The organism is Bradyrhizobium sp. WSM4872, assembly GCF_055811715.1.
In genome coordinates this window covers 214,083-231,865 of record NZ_JBVVPT010000006.1, presented here as the reverse complement: position 1 = coordinate 231,865, position 17,783 = coordinate 214,083, and the positions used below count along the sequence as shown (strand labels likewise).

Genomic DNA, 17,783 nt, shown 5'->3' with positions numbered 1-17,783 from the left:
CATCCGCCGCCGGATGCGCTCGCGGACATCGCGTGTCGCAATCGCCCCGTTTTTCCTTCGAGAACGACTCGATCCCGCAAGGCTGACGGGGGCGCTTATAGAACGTGCACGGTGTCCCGAGGAAACGTTCGTTGTATCTGTAGATTGGCTTGTAGTCAGGAAGCGCCGGTTTATTGCACGTTCAATCTGCGCGCTCTGTGCATGCGACATCCGATAAAAAAACATGATGCTGTACGTTCTCTGCACTCATTCGCCGGGACGCGGCGCAAGCTAATGACCTGTCGAGACCACAGGTAATAGCACCTCGAAGCTCTCCTGTGGTAGCTCCAAAGCCTTCCAAACGGTTGCGTTGGTAAGCTCCGACTTGCGCGCATCAAGTGCCTTCCGCGCGGGTGCAATATAGTCCCTCCATTTTGACGAGTTACTTTGCCTCAGCTTCTTTATTACCATTGTTAGAATATCCAACCGACGCTCGACTTCGAGCAGCTCTCCGGATAAGAGCGCATTGAATAATGCTGAGTGGTCGGAGATGCCCAATACATCGTCGATGCAATCATCTAGATTGGGACAATCCAGGAGCCTAACAATAGCTAAGGCGAGCCGCGCATTGAGACTACTCCCTTCGCTCAATGGACCGACTCTTGAGAAGAGTTGCAATAGTCTAGCGCTTCCGGTGAGATCTTCGCTACATAGGGCGAGGGCTGCCGGATAGAGCAATCCTTCAAGGTTTGGATTTTCTTCAACTGCTCTCAAAAGCGCGTCACGAATTGCGGGATGGCCGGTCTCATAGCTTTCAGTTAGCGAAAGCAGATTTCCCAGCTTATTTGCGATTTTGGGCAGGCTCCACATCTGCTGGTCCATTCCTATCGCAAAACCAACTGCAACTTGGGAATATCGGTACCTGCTACCATCCAGAAGATCCAATATAAATTCTGCGTCACTTTCCGACGGAATATCTCGGCGAGGCCCAAACGTACTTAAGAACGCTCCTGTGTCACGAAGTGCGGCACGCATTTTGCCGTTCTCTACCTTCCCAGAGATAGCAATTAGCCGCTTAATCATGGCCAACGGGACGGCGTTAGGCCGGTCGACCCCGTCGAGCCATAGAGGTGCTCCTCGCTCGGCGATCTCAGTTCCGAACCAACCTATATCTGTCGCACAGCAAAAATCATTCTCGACAAGCCCAATCGTTTTCCAACGCCTTTCCGCGGCGGTCCACTGATCCACATCACCCCTTGATCCTGCCTCAACTTCAGAAGCAAGCTTGCGAAGATGATCTGTCGTTCCCGCAGCCTCCCGAAGCAGCGTCGAAATAGGCCACGGCAAAATGCGAGACAACGTGCGGACCGACCTTACCTTACTGTCGGCGAACGCCCTTATACAAACCGCCAAGCTTTGCTTGCCCGGGGAACTCGCGAATTGCGCGGCAAGTCGCATTGCCTCCCATGCGGGATTAGCGAAATCATTGCCGTCAAACGCTCCAATCGGACTGTGAATAGGAACGAATCGCAAGTCGCACGCTTTTGGAAATTCGGTGTCCAGCAACCGGATACCCCGCCAGGGCGGTGTTTTCTCACCCGTAAAAACGCGATCCGCAAAATTCATCTTGCGGAGACGAGTGTAGTCAAGGCGCTCATCTCGCTTTTGTCGCGTCAACCGACTTGAAAATCCATGTAGCAGCAGCCCCAAAGTTGGGCCAGCGTTTGAGAGACCCAGAGTCAGATGATCAGTCACACGTTGACTTCCAAGAGGAAAGGCAATCTCGTCCCAGGCGTCAACGTCGATTGTTCCGTCAGTAGGCCATAGTTGAATTATGAGATCATCTGCCCAATCCTTACCGTGTTGGCTGATTTGAAAAACCAGCTTCCAAGTGGACAGTGCTGTTGCTCGGCTGCCTTCCACTATTCGACGAGCGAGGTCGTCACGCAAAAGCTCGGCCATGCTGTCATCACAGACAGTGGCCAACCGATAATCGTCTATGACGTCCTTCCCCAAATCAAGTTGTTCAAGTGCATGCTGAAGTAAGGGGCGCCTGAAGTTCGGGTGGTCCAACGCAACGCCGTCCGCCAACAAATCCAAAGCAAGGCGCGCTCCATTTCTGGACACCATGTCAGGTTCAGTCGTGTCCATTTGTCTAGCTATTTGAGTAATGATCGACCGTCGGTAATGATGAGTGTCATCTGCGAAGCAGCGGCTGGCAGCAATTTGGAAGACGTGACGCCAATGCGAATGGCCTGCGATATGTGACAGGCGTTTGTCCATTTCCGCCTGGTCGCCTGAGGTGATGGCTGCTGCAGCCATAAATTCCTGCAGGGACCGAACGTCAAAGCTAACCGTGCCCTCAATCTGTTGCGACAGTAGAACGAGGCGATTTATCGCCAGCTTCATTAGCTCTTCCACTCGGTGAGATAGCTCAGCACCTGCAAAGCCTTCCGAGTGCAGATAATTATGGATCAGGAGGCGAAGCCTTTCCTGCGTGAAGCGGCTTCCCGCGCCGCCACCGTGTTCGCTGTCAGTTTGCAGAACGAGCCCGGCGCGGTGATGTATTGGACCCAAATGGCCCCAGTGCCGTTCTAAAACTTTCTGAAGTTCTCCGCCCTTCGCTTTCTCGCGTTTCTTGAGTACTTCAAAATATTCGTGGAATAGCGTCCATCGCGCGGTAGGGACCCCGCCACCAGTGTCGACTATGAAGTGTAGGATCGTAACTTGGAGCGGCGAAGTCATAAGCCTCGCGGTAGCTGCCTGGCCCGCTGCTACAGCAAGCGAAGAATGAACGTCCGCCCGCCTCAAAGAATCGTCCGGATAGCGAGCTTCGCCGAAGGCCTTCGCATATCGAAGGGCCTGCTCAGGCTGCAAGTCTGCTAGCCGCCAGTGTTCCCAGATCTTCTCATCTAGGTCCTTGTTGTAGCCTTGCGGTCGCGTTGTAACGAGGACCAGGATATCTGCGTTCAACTCGTTAACTTCGGTCAAAAATGAGTTGATAGCTTCCAGAACTGCAGGGCGCTCGCCGGTCGGCGGGACTTCATCCAACCCATCAAGCACTAATAGCCAAGGGTAGTTTCTGAGCCAGTTCCGCAGGTCGCCACGATCGACATCATCATCTCCGGCAGAACCGATCTCGCTCGCAATATGAGTGAGAAGCGAGGGGGGAAGGATACTTCGTTGGCGAGCGGCGCTGACTACGTCGGCGAATCTTGGAAGCGAAACGTGACATGGAAAACGCGATGGAAAAGATGTCGAGATCCGTTCACTCTCCGCTCGCTTCAAAATTTCCGCGACAAGTCGAGTGACAGTCTGATCGCGCCGCAGCGTTGATTGCCGTTTTAGTATGGCAGCCCGAAATAACTGGGCAAGGAAGAGGCTTATGGTCGACTTTCCCTGTCCCGGCCCCCCCAGTAGCACAATTCTGCTTCGGGACGGTTGCCGGTCCTCGTCGTCCTCCAGCAGCGTTTCTGGGTCTAGTTTTTCTCTCGTGCGTTCGACAAGTTCTGCAATAGCATTATCGGGCGGTATCTCGGACTCGTCGTCAAGGTATTTATAATGAACTTCTTCACTTAGCTCGGATATCGCTCTAAATCGACCAGTAGTCTCATTGTTGGCGAGCGGGAGGTCGACGATCACTTGGCTGGTGCGTATCTGTAAGTCGCCGACACTGCCAGCATCCTTAAGGCGAACAAACTGATCACGCTGTAGCGAGTTCTTGAGCGCGCGACTTGTTACTTCAGCAAAGTTTGGCTGTCTTGATTTGAATTGCTGGAGTGCTTTGCTCAGAACGTCTCCTGAGGTAACCCATTGAGCATACGCTTCTCGGATATCTGGATTACCAACAAGTAGATCAACGATTTTGTCATGAGGCCAAACATCGACATCCTTCAGCTTTAGCTTTTGCTTCCACGGGCCAAATAGCTCCAAGACCTTGGTCATGCCTCCTTTTCGCTGGCGTCCCGCTTTTTTCTTAGCAGCGCCATCGGCGCCTGATAGTCGAACGTTGGTTGCGAGAATGTAGTACTGGGGCTTCCGTAGTGCCGAGCCACCACGTGTGTATTTCTCGAACTCATCACTCAGCTGCGTGGCTAACCACTTGATGTCGTCTGTTTGCGACAACATCGGGTCTTTGAACTTCGCCTGGATGACAAGATACCCGTCCCACTTCTTGCCTTCATAGCCAGCAATTGAACCTTCATATGTGAAGTCTCGACCGGCGTCAGGCCCTGAAGAGTAAACCGTACCTGCGGGTCCTAGTTTTGCAAAGCAAAGAGCTCGCACAAGTCGTTCAAACGAGATGGGGTTCAGCCGCCCCAGATCGAATCCTTCCATGACCCCCCTCCGCTTCGGCTCAAAGATTGCGCTTCGGTACCGCAATCAATGCGCGAATCTTTGGTTAGTGTATCCGATCTCTTGCCCCTCTCTCCTTATGCAAAAGGCGTATTCCCCTGTTTTAGATCTGTGTCTCTCGCTAGCAGCCGTTACGTAAACAACGAATTTTCTCGCGCAGGGATATAGACGGAATCGGCTTTGGGGCTTCCCCGAGGAGCGTGCAGCAGCACATCGCCGCTCGTTCGACGCGGTGCACAAACGCCTGCCGAGACGGAAGGTCTCCCGGGTCACTATTGCTGTCAAAGCGCCCGTCAACTCTTTCGAAGATAGCTGGAGAGATAGCGATGCGAGACGCAATCCCCTCTCATTCAAAGGCTGGTGGGCCCGGCAGTTCACAAACAGGCCCGCAATTCCAAATGCTTAAGGTCGCGGGGGTGACCATAAACCCCCATTGAAACATTTAACGCTTTTAACGCGCGGTTACCCCAGAAACTGGGCGGCCGACGAAGCCGCTCGCGTGTTTGATGAAGAGCACGGCCATGCTGATCATCCACGAAGTTTTCAGCGGCATGTTCAAAGGCGATCCGGCCTCCGGCCTTCGGCCTTTGTGGCGTTACTCAAAAGCAATTCCATGCCGCGAACGAGCCTGATCACATGCGCCAACTGGGTCATTATCGTATCGCTTTTGAAATGCCAAGGATGCGGCCGCAGCAGCGCTCAAAAGGTCATCGCGCTTTTGACTGTAATAAAATGCCGGAAGCTTCTCGAAACCACGCTCGGATTCCGTGACGCAGCCGCAATCCTCGCCGCTTCCTGGATGAAGTCCGTTGTGGATCGCATGCCATGCGTCATCGTTAGCGGCGGTCGGGGGTCGGCTTTGATCTAAATCAAGCCACTCGTTGCGTTGAACCGCGAGGCCGGTTCTGTGCCCGCCCCACCAAAGGCGGTAGCAGGAAAACCCGAGAAGGAGACATTAAATGGAACGCCTGCTCGCCACCATCGCTGTCAGCGTTGCTTTGACTAACGGCGCAACTGCCGACCCCTTGAGCTCCGCGCAGATCAAGTCCGCCAAGGCTATGTTTGGCAAGATGATCAACCCTTATCTCGACAAGGTGCCTGGTCGTTCGTTCGACTATGACGGGGGTAAGGAGTTTTCCGTTGAAATGGAAGACGGCACTGGCGCCATCATATCGGTTGTCCCGGCCAATATAACCGCCGACAAGATCGCGGAGATTTGCGTCAATCCGTACACTGACAGCGAAGGAAAACACCAAGCTGCCAAGACTACTGGCGAACTCACTAGCAATCCGAAGCCTGGTTTGAAGACGCTGGTGTGCACCACCGAAGCCGAAGAATGGTCGACCAGGGCAGCCGAGAGTCGCAAGGAAACTGCAATCGCCTTGGCCAAGATGGACGCGAGCGAGGATCAGGGCGTCGACGGCTTTAAGATCAAGCTCGGCAAGCGCAGTAACGCGTACGGCATCGGCATCAGCCAGAACCTTACCATCACCAACAATGGCCGCGGTAAGTGGTCGTTCGTCAATGTTGACTGCGCTTTCCACTACAAGGGCGAACAGGTCGGCAGCGGTGGTGGCATCATTGCCAACCTGTACCCAGGCAAAACCAAGCCGCTCGCGGTGATGGGTCTGCAAATCGACAAGACCGACGAAGTTACCTGCAGCATCGGCACAACAATGAACTAAAGCCGGCAAAAGGCGATGCGGGTTGAGCTGGCAGAAACATCTGTCAACGGGAGATCGACAATGAAACGCCTACTAGCCTCCGCCGCTATCGCTCTCGCCATGATCACCAAGGCCAGCGCCGGGTGCACTGATGGTCCGTATAGCGAGGAAAAGGAAAACGCATGTAACCACGGCTACGACACTGCGGCTTTCGAAGCGTGTCCCGGCATGACCGTGACCAATCCGAGATTGCGGGCCAAGCTGGATGCCAAGTACCGCAACAATCCGAAGATGAAGAAGTACTTCATGGAGTACTACAAACTAGCCTCCGAGCGGAAACCAACTCCGACGACCTGCAGTGTCGCCGCCGGTAATTCCGATTGGATGAAACAGGAAGTCGCTGCGCACGACCGGCAGGAAAGTGAATATGAGACGACGCGCAAAAAGCATAAAGATGACGACCGCAACTTTAAGCGAGCCTATTTCATCAGCGTCATAAGCCTGTACGCGAGAAACTGTGATGGGCAAGTTCCGACTGATCTGCAGACGTGGGCGGATGGAGCAGTGGACAGTATCGACCGCGGGACCCTGAACAAGGCTGTCGCTCGGGCAGACAGTAACCGTGACGAATTCCAAGGAACCGACTGGTGCCAGTTCGTTGCGGGGTCTTCTTTCCCAATGTATATGGGTCTTGTGCTGGGAGAACATGGCTCCTTGAAGTAGGAAACATCACAACCTCATGCGCGGCAGCTAGGCTGAAGCAGTGACCCAGCGGCCACGCCGATTGTCCACCACGGCGCCGATCGCTCTGAACGCGCGTTCCATTTCGGCAACGCCGGGTTCGCGGGCGTGACGGCCGTTACGGTGACGACCAACAAGGAAGCGCCCTGGGGTCGTCCAGAGAAGGGGGGAGTTGGAAGTAACCTGCGTGCATAATTCGTTGGCACTTAGCGGACATGCCGCGCTGTCCGACTTTGAGTCCATTATTCGCACCAAAGCGGACATCGCCCTTCGCCCGGCCTCGGCATTCTGAAATCGCCTCAAACGGATCGGGCACCGGCATTGCCCGACCGGCTGCCGTGCCTAGTCCAGATGCCGACATGCCCACGGTAAATCGCAAGCAGCAATGTACGTGCAAAGCCACGGCAACGCATCGTTCGGAAAAGCTTCGGCATCCGACTTTCCAGATTTCCAGAATTCCAACAGCGCCGTGCGATTGGTGGCCCAGTCGCGGCGCATCTCGTCGGAGACGAATTTCCTCATGTCGGTGTCGCCACCATCGCCATAGCCGTCATAGCCCTGCACCGGGTAGGCAGCCACGCCGCCCAGCAGTTCGTGCCTCCGATAAGGGCCCAGGTTCATGCGCGATAAACGCCGACGCCGCCTAACCGTGCTCATCTGCTTTCTCCTCGATAGGCTCCGCCGCCGCTCGGCCTTCCAGCCTCACTCCGTCCGGGGATGACATCGAGATTCAGCCGGTGCAAACTTCGCAGAATAAAGCTCTGAGTGCCCAATCGAATTTTTAACAGAGGATGCTCACGAAGACCGGAAGCAGTGCGGATCGTCGGGCCATCGCTCTTGATTTGTTGATCATAGCCGGCGAGGTTGTCGGCGGCCTGACAGATTCGAAGCAACATTTGCTGGCCAGCGGCATCGTCGATTACGTAATCATGGTGAAGGTCACCCCACAACTTGCGGCCAGCCTCGCCCAAGCAAACAGGCGGAGCCAGCGAGTCTGGCTTCGATGCCGAGTCGATCACCGTGAGCGTCGGAGGTTTTTTGGCCACCAATTTCCCTCGCGAATGTTCTTACCCAATTCTAACATATTCCGACCGGCTCCGCGCTCGGAAATGCTGCCGGTCCTATTTTTTCGCACCCGCCCCCTGCCTGGCTCGAAATCACAACATTCTGGCCCGCACCGACAACAATCCTGGGTTTAGAGCATCACCGCGATGTGGTATCAGCAGGACATCCTACGATGATCGCTGATGCGATCAACCTATCATCCACTGCACTCTCGTAAAGCAATCCACGCAAGCAATGCGTGAATTCGGATTCCAACGGTGGTCCGGATTGCACGTGGATGTCGCAGGGCACCTCGTTTTCGCCCGCGAATATGGACCGCAACCGGATCATCATTGCGCTGGCGATGCAGGCATTACACCATCTTTCCTCGGGCGGACCTTCGTCGGATTACCGCCAAAGCGAACAGGCTCCGTTTGGTGGCGCAGTGCTTTTTAGATCGCCGTAAGAAACATCATTCATCCGCAATCGGATGCAGGAGGCTGCAGTGCAGTTGGTTGAGAAATTACGCAGCAGGGTTGGACAATCGCTCGGGCAACTAAGACTCTTGGGCCGGATCGCGGTCATCCTGTTGACGTGCCTGGTGGCTGGCGGGCTTATTTTCTGGCTTTGCAGCGAGCTGGTCTATTTTTTCATTGCCCGCAGCTATACCCAAGAGCTGGCGGACGCTTACGACTTAAACCGAGGCGTCACGCGGGGCATTTTGTGGGCCAGCTTCGCGACCGTAGTCGTCCTTGCTGGCTTGACGTTTTCGTTCTCCAAACAAAAACGCCGAATAGGATATGTCGGTCTCCTCTCGCTTGTCATCGGACACTCGCTTTTGCTTGGAAGGATTGATTCAAACTTCCGCAACGGGACTGCCGAAAAATGCTATGTAATGACCCGGACAACAATAAAGACACTGAACCGCGTTGGGATCGATCCGGACACGGGGCTCGACTGTCGACCCCTTACGCCTCAGATCGTAGAGAAGCTGGAAGAGTACAGAAACGGACATCGTCCTACTCAATTCACGTCGAATGATCCGAAGTTTTTCGATGTCGTAACCGGTGAGCCGGTCATTTGGTATTCGAAAAACGATCAGGGACAAATTGAACTGTTCGATTTGATGGGCTTCCACCCGAAAACCGGCGCGGAACTGACTCCCGTTACAAAGCAGGTCGCCGACGATTGGAAGACGCAGAGCGAAAAGGTGGTTCGGCGCACACCCGACCGAGTACCCGATCCTGACAAATTCGGCTTTTTTGATCCGGTCACGGGCGCTGCAAAAGTGTGGTATTGGCGCAGCGAAGCCAGCGAATATGAGTTCTATGATGGACCGGGCTATCACGCTCGCACCGGGGATCAATTTAAGGTCATTACGCGAGAAGTAATCGCCGACTGGCGCCAGCAGCTGGAAATTGCTGCCGCTAAGACGCGAGCGGAACAGGAGCAAAAGGAACGAGAAGATCGCGACCGCGCTGAAGGCGTGGCCCAAAAGGCTCGAGAAGCAGCGGAGCGTGACCGGCTTGCGACAGAGGCTGCCGCAGCCGAAGCTCGCGAGCGCGCTGAGCGCCAGGCCCAACAGGCTCGGGAAGCAGCGGAGCGGGACCGGTTGGCGAGGGAGGCTGCCGCAGCAGCTCTCCAAAGACACCAGCAAAGCGCAAACGAATGTGATCGGCTCGCCGCCAATCCTACTGACACAAGGAAGGCAAGTGAAGGGGTGCCGTTCGATCTGTTAAAGAGCCAAGCGGATCAGGCATTCGAGTCGTGCTCGCAGGCGGTGCAGACCTTTCCCTCGGAACTGCGATATCAATATCAGCTCGGCCGCGCGGCACAGTTCAAGGACAAGAAGCAAGCGTTCGAGATTTTCACGCGACTGGTGCAGGCAAATTATGCTGCGGCGTTCGACAATCTCGGAGGAATGTACTATGGCCGTAATGATACCCCCACTGCAATCCGACTATTCAAGCGCGGCAGCGAACTTGGCGATGCCGACTCGATGGTGAGCCTTGTCGATTTGATCGACAAGGGGCTTATTTCGAATCCTAATCCAGAGCAAACGAAGCTGGCCTTATTAAAACGAGCGGCAGAGTTGGGGCATTCGGGTGCTCAAAGAGGATATGAGTCAGAGCTGCAAAAGGCCAACCAAGCTCGCATTAGCCAAGCCAACCAACAGCAAATGATGCAGATTTTCGGGACTTTCGTTCAGGGTGTTGCGAGGCGCTGAACGCGGCGACACACGCCAGTTGAGCGCTAGGTCGCTTATCGTTGAAGGACAATAACCTAAGAGGGTGCACGATGGCGGATACGGTTGGGATACTCGCATACGGCTCATTGATCGGCGATCCCGGCACCGAGATCGAGCCGCATATTACGCACCGAATTTCTTGCCTCACGCCATTCAAAGTGGAATTCGCTCGCACGAGCAGAACGCGGAAGGGCGGACCAACTCTCGTGCCCTGTAAGGACGGTTCGGAGGTCGCAGCGCAAATCTTGGTGGTCGATCTATCGCTCAAGGAGGCGACCAACCGGCTCTATCGCCGCGAAACCCGAAAAGCTGATTTGAATATTTTGTATGCTCCTCCCAAAGCAGCAACGCTGAACACGGTTGTCGTCGAAAGTCTCCGATCCATCGAGGGCGTAGAAACCGTGCTCTACACAAAGATAGGTCCGAACATAGAAGGGCCTACGGCAACCAAACTCGCCGAACTTGCTGTCAATAGCGCGCGCGCCCTGCACGACGGCAAAGATGGGATCAGCTATTTGATAAACGCGAAGAAGTACGGCATCCAAACGCCACTCTCGCCGAGATACGAGGCAGAGATTCTGCGCCTGACGGGAACGGACAGCCTTGAAGCGGCGCTCGCCAGCACGCGCCCGTAAGAGCTCCGTCGGGGCGGAGCGCTCTGGCTCTGTCAAGAGCGTAAAGAGAGATAGCAACGGTATGGAAGGCACGCCGTCTACCAGCGCCACTCACGCAGGCTTGGGTTCCGTTTTCCTCGTTAATGCACGTCAAATTGTGGATATCTACCAACCCTGATGAGGTTTCCTCCCGCTTGCGCCAAAAGAAGGAGTCGACCATAGCGCGTGGCCCGGGCATTATGCGCGCCCGATGCTAAGGGAGGACCACCCAAAATTCGCAACTACCGCCTTCCGCCGAAATTCGATCGCCGCTTCCCTGCCTTCGCAACGATAGTGATATGAGCCAATCGTTGGCTGCCGCCGCACACGCTCGTCACTCCGGGACACTTGGTTTGGCAGAATTAGAGAATCTCGACATTGGAGTCTCGAATGGCCGCGCTTGAGGACCTCAAGCCGAATGCCGCCGTTCGCGGTGTGCTTCCGACCAGCATGGTCACGGTGGTGAGCGTGCAATGGTATGGCTCCGAGGCGCTCGAACTGACCTACAAGGATCAAGCCGGCAAGGTCGCCAACGAGCTCCTGTATCGGCACGATGAGCCCCGACTGGAAATCGCCGAGGAGGGGCGGCCCTGGAGCTTCGACGGCGATGGCCACGCTTTTCGGCTGGTCTCCGAGGCGATGCGCATCCATCTGGCTTATTTGTTCGATCCCCTGCTTGCAGTGCACACCTCGTTGGTTCAGCCGCTGCCGCATCAGATCACGGCCGTGTACGAATGCATGCTGCCGCGCCAGCCGCTGCGCTTTCTGCTGGCCGACGATCCTGGTGCCGGCAAAACCATCATGGCTGGGCTCCTGATCAAGGAGCTGATTGCCCGTGGTGACCTCCAGCGCTGTCTGATTGTCTGTCCCGGGAGCCTCGCGGAGCAATGGCAGGACGAACTCAGTCGCCGCTTCGACTTGCCATTTGAAATCCTCACCAACGACGCGCTTGAGGCGGCGCGGACCGGCAACTGGTTCCTCGAAACCAATCTGGTCATCGCCCGGCTCGACAAGCTGTCGCGCAACGAGGACGTCCAGCAGAAGCTTCAGGCGCCGGACTGCCGCTGGGATCTCATTGTCTGCGACGAAGCGCACAAGATGTCCGCGACCTTGTTCGGGGGCGAGATCAAATACACCAAGCGCTATCGGCTCGCGCAGCTGCTGTCGTCCCTGACCCGGCACTTCCTGCTGATGACGGCGACGCCGCACAACGGCAAGGAAGCGGACTTCCAGCTCTTCATGGCGCTGCTGGACGGCGACCGCTTCGAGGGCCGATTCCGTGACGGCGTGCACACCGCCGATGTCTCGGACTTGATGCGCCGGATGGTCAAGGAGAACCTGCTCAAGTTCGATGCGACGCCGCTCTTTCCGGAGCGCATCGCCCACACGGTCCCCTACAAGCTGTCGGACGCCGAAGCCGCTCTCTACAAGGCCGTGACCGACTACGTCCGCGACGAGTTCAACCGGGCCGAGGCGCTGGAGAACGACAAGAGAGCCGGTACGGTCGGTTTTGCCCTTACCGTCCTGCAGCGCCGGCTCGCTTCCTCGCCAGAGGCGATCTACCAGTCGCTGCGGCGCCGCCGCGAACGTCTGGTAAGCCGGATGCGCGAACTGGAAGTCCTCCAGCGCGGCGGCCAGGTCAATGGAGTGATCGCCGCACAGGCGCCCTTGCTGGACAGCGAGGACGTGGAGGACCTGGAAGAGGCGCCCGATGCCGAAGTCGAGGCGGCCGAGGAGCAAATCCTCGACCAGGCAACCGCCGCACGCTCCATCGAGGAGTTGCGCATCGAGATCGAGACGCTGAAGCGCCTTGAAGGGCTTGCCCTCGCGATCCGTCGCAGCGGCGAAGACAAGAAGTGGCGGGAGCTTGCGAGCCTTCTTGGCGAGATCTTCACGACAGCGTCAATCGCCAACGCCTTTGCTGAGAACGAGGTCCCCTACGACGCCGGCGGCCAGCAGCCGCCCAAGCCGAAGCCGTCACCACACCAGAAGCTCGTCCTGTTTACGGAGCACCGTGATACTCTGAACTACCTGCAGAGCCGCATCACCACATTGCTGGGACGACAGCAGGCCGTTGTTGTCATCCACGGTGGCATGGGACGCGAGGAGCGCTTGAACGTCCAGGAGGCGTTCAGGCATGACCCAGAGGTTCAGGTCCTGCTGGCCACCGATGCCGCCGGCGAGGGCATCAACCTCCAGCGCGCCCACCTTATGGTCAACTACGACCTTCCATGGAACCCGAACCGGCTGGAGCAGCGCTTCGGTCGTATCCACCGCATCGGGCAGACCGAGGTCTGCCATCTCTGGAACTTGATTGCGGAAGAGACCCGCGAGGGTGACGTTTATCTCAAGCTCTTGGAAAAGCTGGAGCAGGCTCGGCAGGCTCTTGGCGGCCAGGTGTTCGATGTGCTGGGCAAACTACAGTTCGAAGGACGGCCGCTGCGCGAACTGCTGATCGACGCCATTCGATACGGCGAGCAGCCGGAGGTGCGCGCGCGCCTGACGCAAGTGGTCGAAAATGCCTTCGACCGGAACCAGTTGCAGGACCTGCTGGAGGAACGTGGGCTCGCTCACGACACCATGGACGTCACGCGGGTGCGTCGTATCAGTGAAGACATGGAGCGCGCCGACGCCCGGCGATTGCAGCCGCACTACATTGAATCCTTCTTTCTGGATGCCTTCCAGCGGCTCGGTGGCACCACCAAGCGGCGCGAATCGGGTCGCTATGAGATCACCCACGTGCCGGCCCCGGTGCGAAACCGCGACCGGCTGATCGGCTTCGGCGAACCGGTCCAGCCGCGCTACGAGCGCGTCGCCTTTGAAAAAGATCTGGTCACGCCCGTCGGGCAAACACCGGCCGCCTTCCTGTGCCCGGGCCATCCCCTGCTTAACGCCGTCATCGACTTGACACTGGAACGCCAGCGCGACCTGTTGCGCCGTGGCACCGTGCTCATCGACGAGCGGGATGCGGGAACGCACCCCCGTGTCCTGTTCTTCCTCGAACACGCGATCCAGGACGCGAGCCTGACCAGGAGTGGCGAGCGCCGCGTCGTCTCGAAGCGTCTGCTGTTCGTGGAGATTGACCGCGACGGCACGGCCCGGCACCTTAACTACGCGCCCTATCTCGATTATCGAGCGCTGAATGCGGAAGAGCCCGGCCTCGCCGACATCCTGCTGCGACCGGAATGCGGCTGGATCGGCCGCGAACTGGAGAGCAAGGCGCAGACGCACGCCATCGCCAAAGTGGTGCCGGAGCATCTCGCCGAGGTGCGCGAGCGAAAAATCGCGCTGCTCGACAAGACCGAAGCCGCGGTCAAGGAGCGGCTCACCAAGGAGATCAACTACTGGGATTTCCGCGCCGAACAGCTCAAGGACCAGGAACGTGCAGGCAAGCCGAACGCCCGCCTCAATTCCGGCGAGGCGCGCAAGCGCGCGGATGAACTGCAGGCGCGGCTACAGAAGCGCATGGAGGAGATCAAGCAAGAACGACGGCTGTCGCCCCAGCCGCCGGTCGTGCTCGGCGGTGTGCTGGTGGTGCCCGTGGGGTTACTCGCCGCCATAACCGGACGGCCTTCTTTGGAAGTTCGTGCTGCGATTGATACGCAGGCGTCGGCGGCGCGCGCGAGAGCCATCATCATGGAGGTCGAACGCACGCTCGGTTATGTACCGGTCGATCGCGAGCTGGAAAAGCTCGGTTACGACATCGAGAGCGTGGTGCCGGGAACCGGACGGTTGCGATTCATCGAGGTCAAAGGCAGGGTATCAGGGGCGGAGACGATCACAGTCACGAAAAACGAGATACTTTATTCTTTCAACAAGCCGGATGACTTCATTCTTGCAATCGTCGAGTTCTTCGATGGTGGCGAGCATAAGACCCACTACCTGCGACGCCCGTTTCACGGAAAAGGCATCACCACAGAGTTCTCCGGTGCTACCGTCAATTTTCCGTTCGCGCAGCTGATTGCCGAGGGAGCTGCCGCATCATGAGTGATGAAAGCGCGCAGATTCAAAGCGGCCTCCCGAGAGAAGTATCTCAATCCATCAATTCCAGCAGCCTGTTTCGAGAGTGAAAAACGTTATGACGGTGAAGACACGCAAAAAGCTCATCGAGGTTGCGCTGCCGCTGGAGGCAATCAATGTGGCCTCGGCGCGTGAGAAGTCGATCCGACACGGGCATCCATCAACGCTGCATCTGTGGTGGGCGCGGCGGCCACTAGCAGCGGCGCGAGCTGTGATCTTTGGCCAAATGGTTGACGATCCGTCGAGTTATGTCGATACGCTGCTCGGCGTGCCGGAAACAAAACGCGCGGCTGAGCGCGAGTTAAAGAAGAGGCGTGATCTGTGGAAGACGCGCAAGGCGGAGTTCGAATCCGGCAAGGCCGATGTGCCGGAGCCGGGCCCGGAGCCGACGCTCGACGACTGCATCGCGGACATCGAGCGTCAGCGGCTGTTCCGCATCATCGAGGACCTCGTTGAATGGAAGAACACCACTAACGAGGAAGTGTTGCAGAAGGCGCAAGACGAGATCTGGCAAAGCTGGCGGCGCGCCTGCGCCGACAATGCCGGCCATCCACATGCCAAGGACCTATTCGACCGCAAGAAGCTGCCCGCCTTCCATGATCCATTCGCTGGCGGCGGTGCGCTGCCACTTGAGGCGCAGCGACTCGGTCTGGAGGCGTACGCTTCCGACCTCAATCCTGTGGCGGTGTTGATAAACAAGGCGATGATTGAAATTCCTCCCAAGTTTGCCGGTCAACCGCCGGTGAACCCGGAGGCACGAAGACCGGATCTAATCGGTAGCAGCTGGAGAGGCGCCGCAGGCTTGGCCGAGGACGTGCGTCACTATGGAAAGTGGATGCGCGACGAGGCCGAGAAACGTATCGGGCATCTTTATCCGAAGATCGAGGTGACAGCCGAAATGGCGAAGGAGCGAGCTGATCTAGTACCCTATGTTGGCAGGGAGCTTACCGTCATCGGGTGGCTATGGGCGCGCGCCGTGAAAAGTCCGAACCCGGCATTCGCCAATATTGACGTGCCCCTCGCTTCCACCTTCATGCTTTCAACTAAAGCTGGCAAAGAGGCGTATGTCGAAGCAAAAGTCGGTCACGCTGATTATTCACTTCAGGTCAAGGTCGGAAAGCCCAAGGAACCAGAGTCGGCGAAGAAAGGGACTCGCGCAGGCCAAGCCAAAGATTTCTTCTGCATAATGAGTGGAGTTCCGATTCCCAGAGCCTACATTCGTGAAGAAGCTAAGGCAGGCCGCATGGGCATGAAGCTCATGGCCATTGTCGTGGAAGGTGACAAAGGTAGATTGTACCTTCAACCAGGCGCGCGTGACATTGAACTGGCCGAGCGACCTGCCAAAGATCCCTTGGTTCAAGATGCTAGAAACACGTTCTTGGCTGGCAGTACTCCGACAAGAGCAATGATTACAGGTGGAGTCTGTTCAGCTTATGGCCTGACTACCCATGGGGACCTCTTCACCGACCGGCAAATCGCCTGTCTCACAGCACTTTCCGATCTTGTCGATACCGCCAGACAAAAAGCATTCCAAGATGCTGAGGCAGTGAAACAAATTCTTGGGAATGGCCTAACGCCTCAGACGTTCGCGGACAATATCGCAGTGTACCTGGCTCTCGCTGTTAGCAGGCAGGCCAATAGAAGTGCGACACTGAATTTTTGGGACAACGCAGGCGAAAACATACAGCAGGTTTTCGGGCGTCAAGCCTTCGCGATGACATGGGATTTCGTCGAAGGTAATCCGCTAAGTTCTTCCACGGGTAACTTTCTTGGTCAGTTTGAATATATCACACGCGTGATCAGCTCAGCACCCGCGTATGTTCCCGGTCATTCCCAGCAGGCCGACGCTCAGACTCAGAATGTAAGTCTCGGCAAGGTTATATCCACTGATCCACCCTATTACGATAATATAAATTACTCCGATTTATCGGACTTTTTCTACAACTGGTTGCGACGATCCGCGAAGGGCATGCTGCCGAATCTGTTCTCAACACTTGGCGCGCCTAAAACGGAAGAACTCGTTGCTATCGCCGCGAGGCACGGAGGAAAGCAACAAGCCGAAGCCTTTTTCCTCACTGGAATGACTGATGCAATGCGCTGCTTAGCCGAACAGGCCCATCCCTCATATCCAGTTTCTATCTATTACGCTTTCAAACAGTCTGAAACTGAAGGGGCTAGAGGAACGGCAAGCACGGGATGGGAGACATTCCTCGACGCTGTCATGACCGCCGGATTCGGCATCGGCGGAACTTGGCCGATGCGAACTGAATACACTGGCAATCTAAAGAAGAACATCGGTGCCCTAGCCTCATCCATCGTTCTTGTCTGTCGTAAGCGCGCAGAGAATGCAGCGACGGCTACACGCCGCGAGTTCTTGAATGTGCTCAAGGCTGAGCTGCCTGCGGCGCTCGCCCAGCTACAGCGCGGCAACATCGCGCCTGTCGACCTCGCCCAAGCCGCCATCGGCCCAGGCATGGCTGTCTACACCCGTTATGCCAAGGTGCTGGACTCGGACGGCAAGCCGGTTTCGGTACGCGACGCGCTGGCCCTGATCAACGCCACGTTGGATGAGGTCCTTGCCGAGCAAGAGGGAGATTTCGACGCGGATAGCCGGTGGGCACTATCTTGGTTCGAGCAGAACGGCTTTGCCGAAGGCGAGTACGGTGTTGCTGAGATTCTCAGCAAGGCCAAGAATACCAGTATTGCCGGCCTCGCCGAAGCCGGCATACTCGAATCGAAACGCGGCAAAGTGAGGCTGCTTCGCTCCGACGAATTGCGTGACGATTGGGACCCCGCTGACGACACGCGCATGAGCGCATGGGAGATCGTCCATCACCTCGTTCGCGCTCTCTCCGGCGGCGAAAGCGCGGCGGCGACACTAGTCGCTAAGCTCGGCAACAAGGCCGAGATCGCTCGCGAACTCGCCTACCGACTCTACAACACGTCCAACAACAAGAAGCGTGCAGCGGAAGCTCTCGCCTATAACGGGCTCGTCCAGAGCTTCCCCGAGATCATGCGGCTCGCGCGCGAAATTCCAGCGGCACCCGCCGCGGCGCAGGCCGAAATGCCCGTCTGAGG

The 17,783-nt window shown here is 56.9% G+C and carries 10 protein-coding genes; 7 read left to right on the top strand and 3 right to left on the bottom strand.

Features of this window, described 5'->3' with window-relative positions:
- Nucleotides 1-270: 270 nt before the first annotated feature.
- Nucleotides 271-4,317 (bottom strand): NACHT domain-containing protein, encoded by a 4,047-nt coding sequence (locus AC0L3C_RS11470; RefSeq protein WP_473408036.1) that lies wholly within the window; start codon nucleotides 4,315-4,317, stop codon nucleotides 271-273.
- A 977-nt stretch (nucleotides 4,318-5,294) separates the two neighbouring features.
- On the opposite strand from AC0L3C_RS11470, the gene AC0L3C_RS11465 reads away from it, so the two are divergent.
- Complete coding sequence (locus AC0L3C_RS11465; protein WP_473408035.1) at nucleotides 5,295-6,020, top strand: hypothetical protein; 726 nt, start codon at nucleotides 5,295-5,297, stop codon at nucleotides 6,018-6,020.
- A gap of 60 nt (nucleotides 6,021-6,080) precedes the next feature.
- Nucleotides 6,081-6,722 carry a hypothetical protein gene (locus AC0L3C_RS11460; RefSeq protein WP_473408034.1) on the top strand — a complete coding sequence of 214 codons (642 nt, stop codon included), beginning with the start codon at nucleotides 6,081-6,083 and terminating at the stop codon, nucleotides 6,720-6,722.
- Nucleotides 6,723-7,082: 360 nt separating this feature from the next.
- Here AC0L3C_RS11460 and AC0L3C_RS11455 read toward each other — a convergent pair whose 3' ends face one another.
- Together AC0L3C_RS11455 and AC0L3C_RS11450 are read right to left on the bottom strand one after the other, a co-directional pair.
- Complete coding sequence (locus AC0L3C_RS11455; protein WP_473408033.1) at nucleotides 7,083-7,397, bottom strand: hypothetical protein; 315 nt, start codon at nucleotides 7,395-7,397, stop codon at nucleotides 7,083-7,085.
- Nucleotides 7,394-7,786 carry a hypothetical protein gene (locus AC0L3C_RS11450; protein WP_473408032.1) on the bottom strand — a complete coding sequence of 131 codons (393 nt, stop codon included), beginning with the start codon at nucleotides 7,784-7,786 and terminating at the stop codon, nucleotides 7,394-7,396. Before AC0L3C_RS11450 ends, AC0L3C_RS11455 begins: the two co-directional genes overlap by 4 nt.
- Nucleotides 7,787-8,082: 296 nt before the next feature.
- Between AC0L3C_RS11450 and AC0L3C_RS11445 the strand changes: the two genes are divergently transcribed.
- From AC0L3C_RS11445 to AC0L3C_RS11425, 5 genes are all read left to right on the top strand, one after another.
- Nucleotides 8,083-8,250: a hypothetical protein gene (locus AC0L3C_RS11445; RefSeq protein ID WP_473408031.1), complete on the top strand. Its 168-nt coding sequence runs from the start codon at nucleotides 8,083-8,085 to the stop codon at nucleotides 8,248-8,250.
- A 39-nt stretch (nucleotides 8,251-8,289) separates the two neighbouring features.
- Nucleotides 8,290-10,011 carry a tetratricopeptide repeat protein gene (locus AC0L3C_RS11440; RefSeq protein ID WP_473408030.1) on the top strand — a complete coding sequence of 574 codons (1,722 nt, stop codon included), beginning with the start codon at nucleotides 8,290-8,292 and terminating at the stop codon, nucleotides 10,009-10,011.
- A gap of 71 nt (nucleotides 10,012-10,082) precedes the next feature.
- The gene (locus tag AC0L3C_RS11435) at nucleotides 10,083-10,667 is read left to right on the top strand and encodes a hypothetical protein (RefSeq protein ID WP_473408029.1); all 585 of its coding nucleotides are present in this window, start codon (nucleotides 10,083-10,085) and stop codon (nucleotides 10,665-10,667) included.
- A gap of 408 nt (nucleotides 10,668-11,075) precedes the next feature.
- On the top strand, nucleotides 11,076-14,672 hold the full coding sequence (locus tag AC0L3C_RS11430) for a helicase-related protein (RefSeq protein WP_473408028.1): 3,597 nt from the start codon (nucleotides 11,076-11,078) through the stop codon (nucleotides 14,670-14,672).
- A gap of 91 nt (nucleotides 14,673-14,763) precedes the next feature.
- A complete protein-coding gene (locus AC0L3C_RS11425) occupies nucleotides 14,764-17,781 on the top strand; it encodes a DUF1156 domain-containing protein (protein WP_473408027.1) in 3,018 nt (1,005 codons plus the stop codon).
- Nucleotides 17,782-17,783 lie beyond the last annotated feature (2 nt).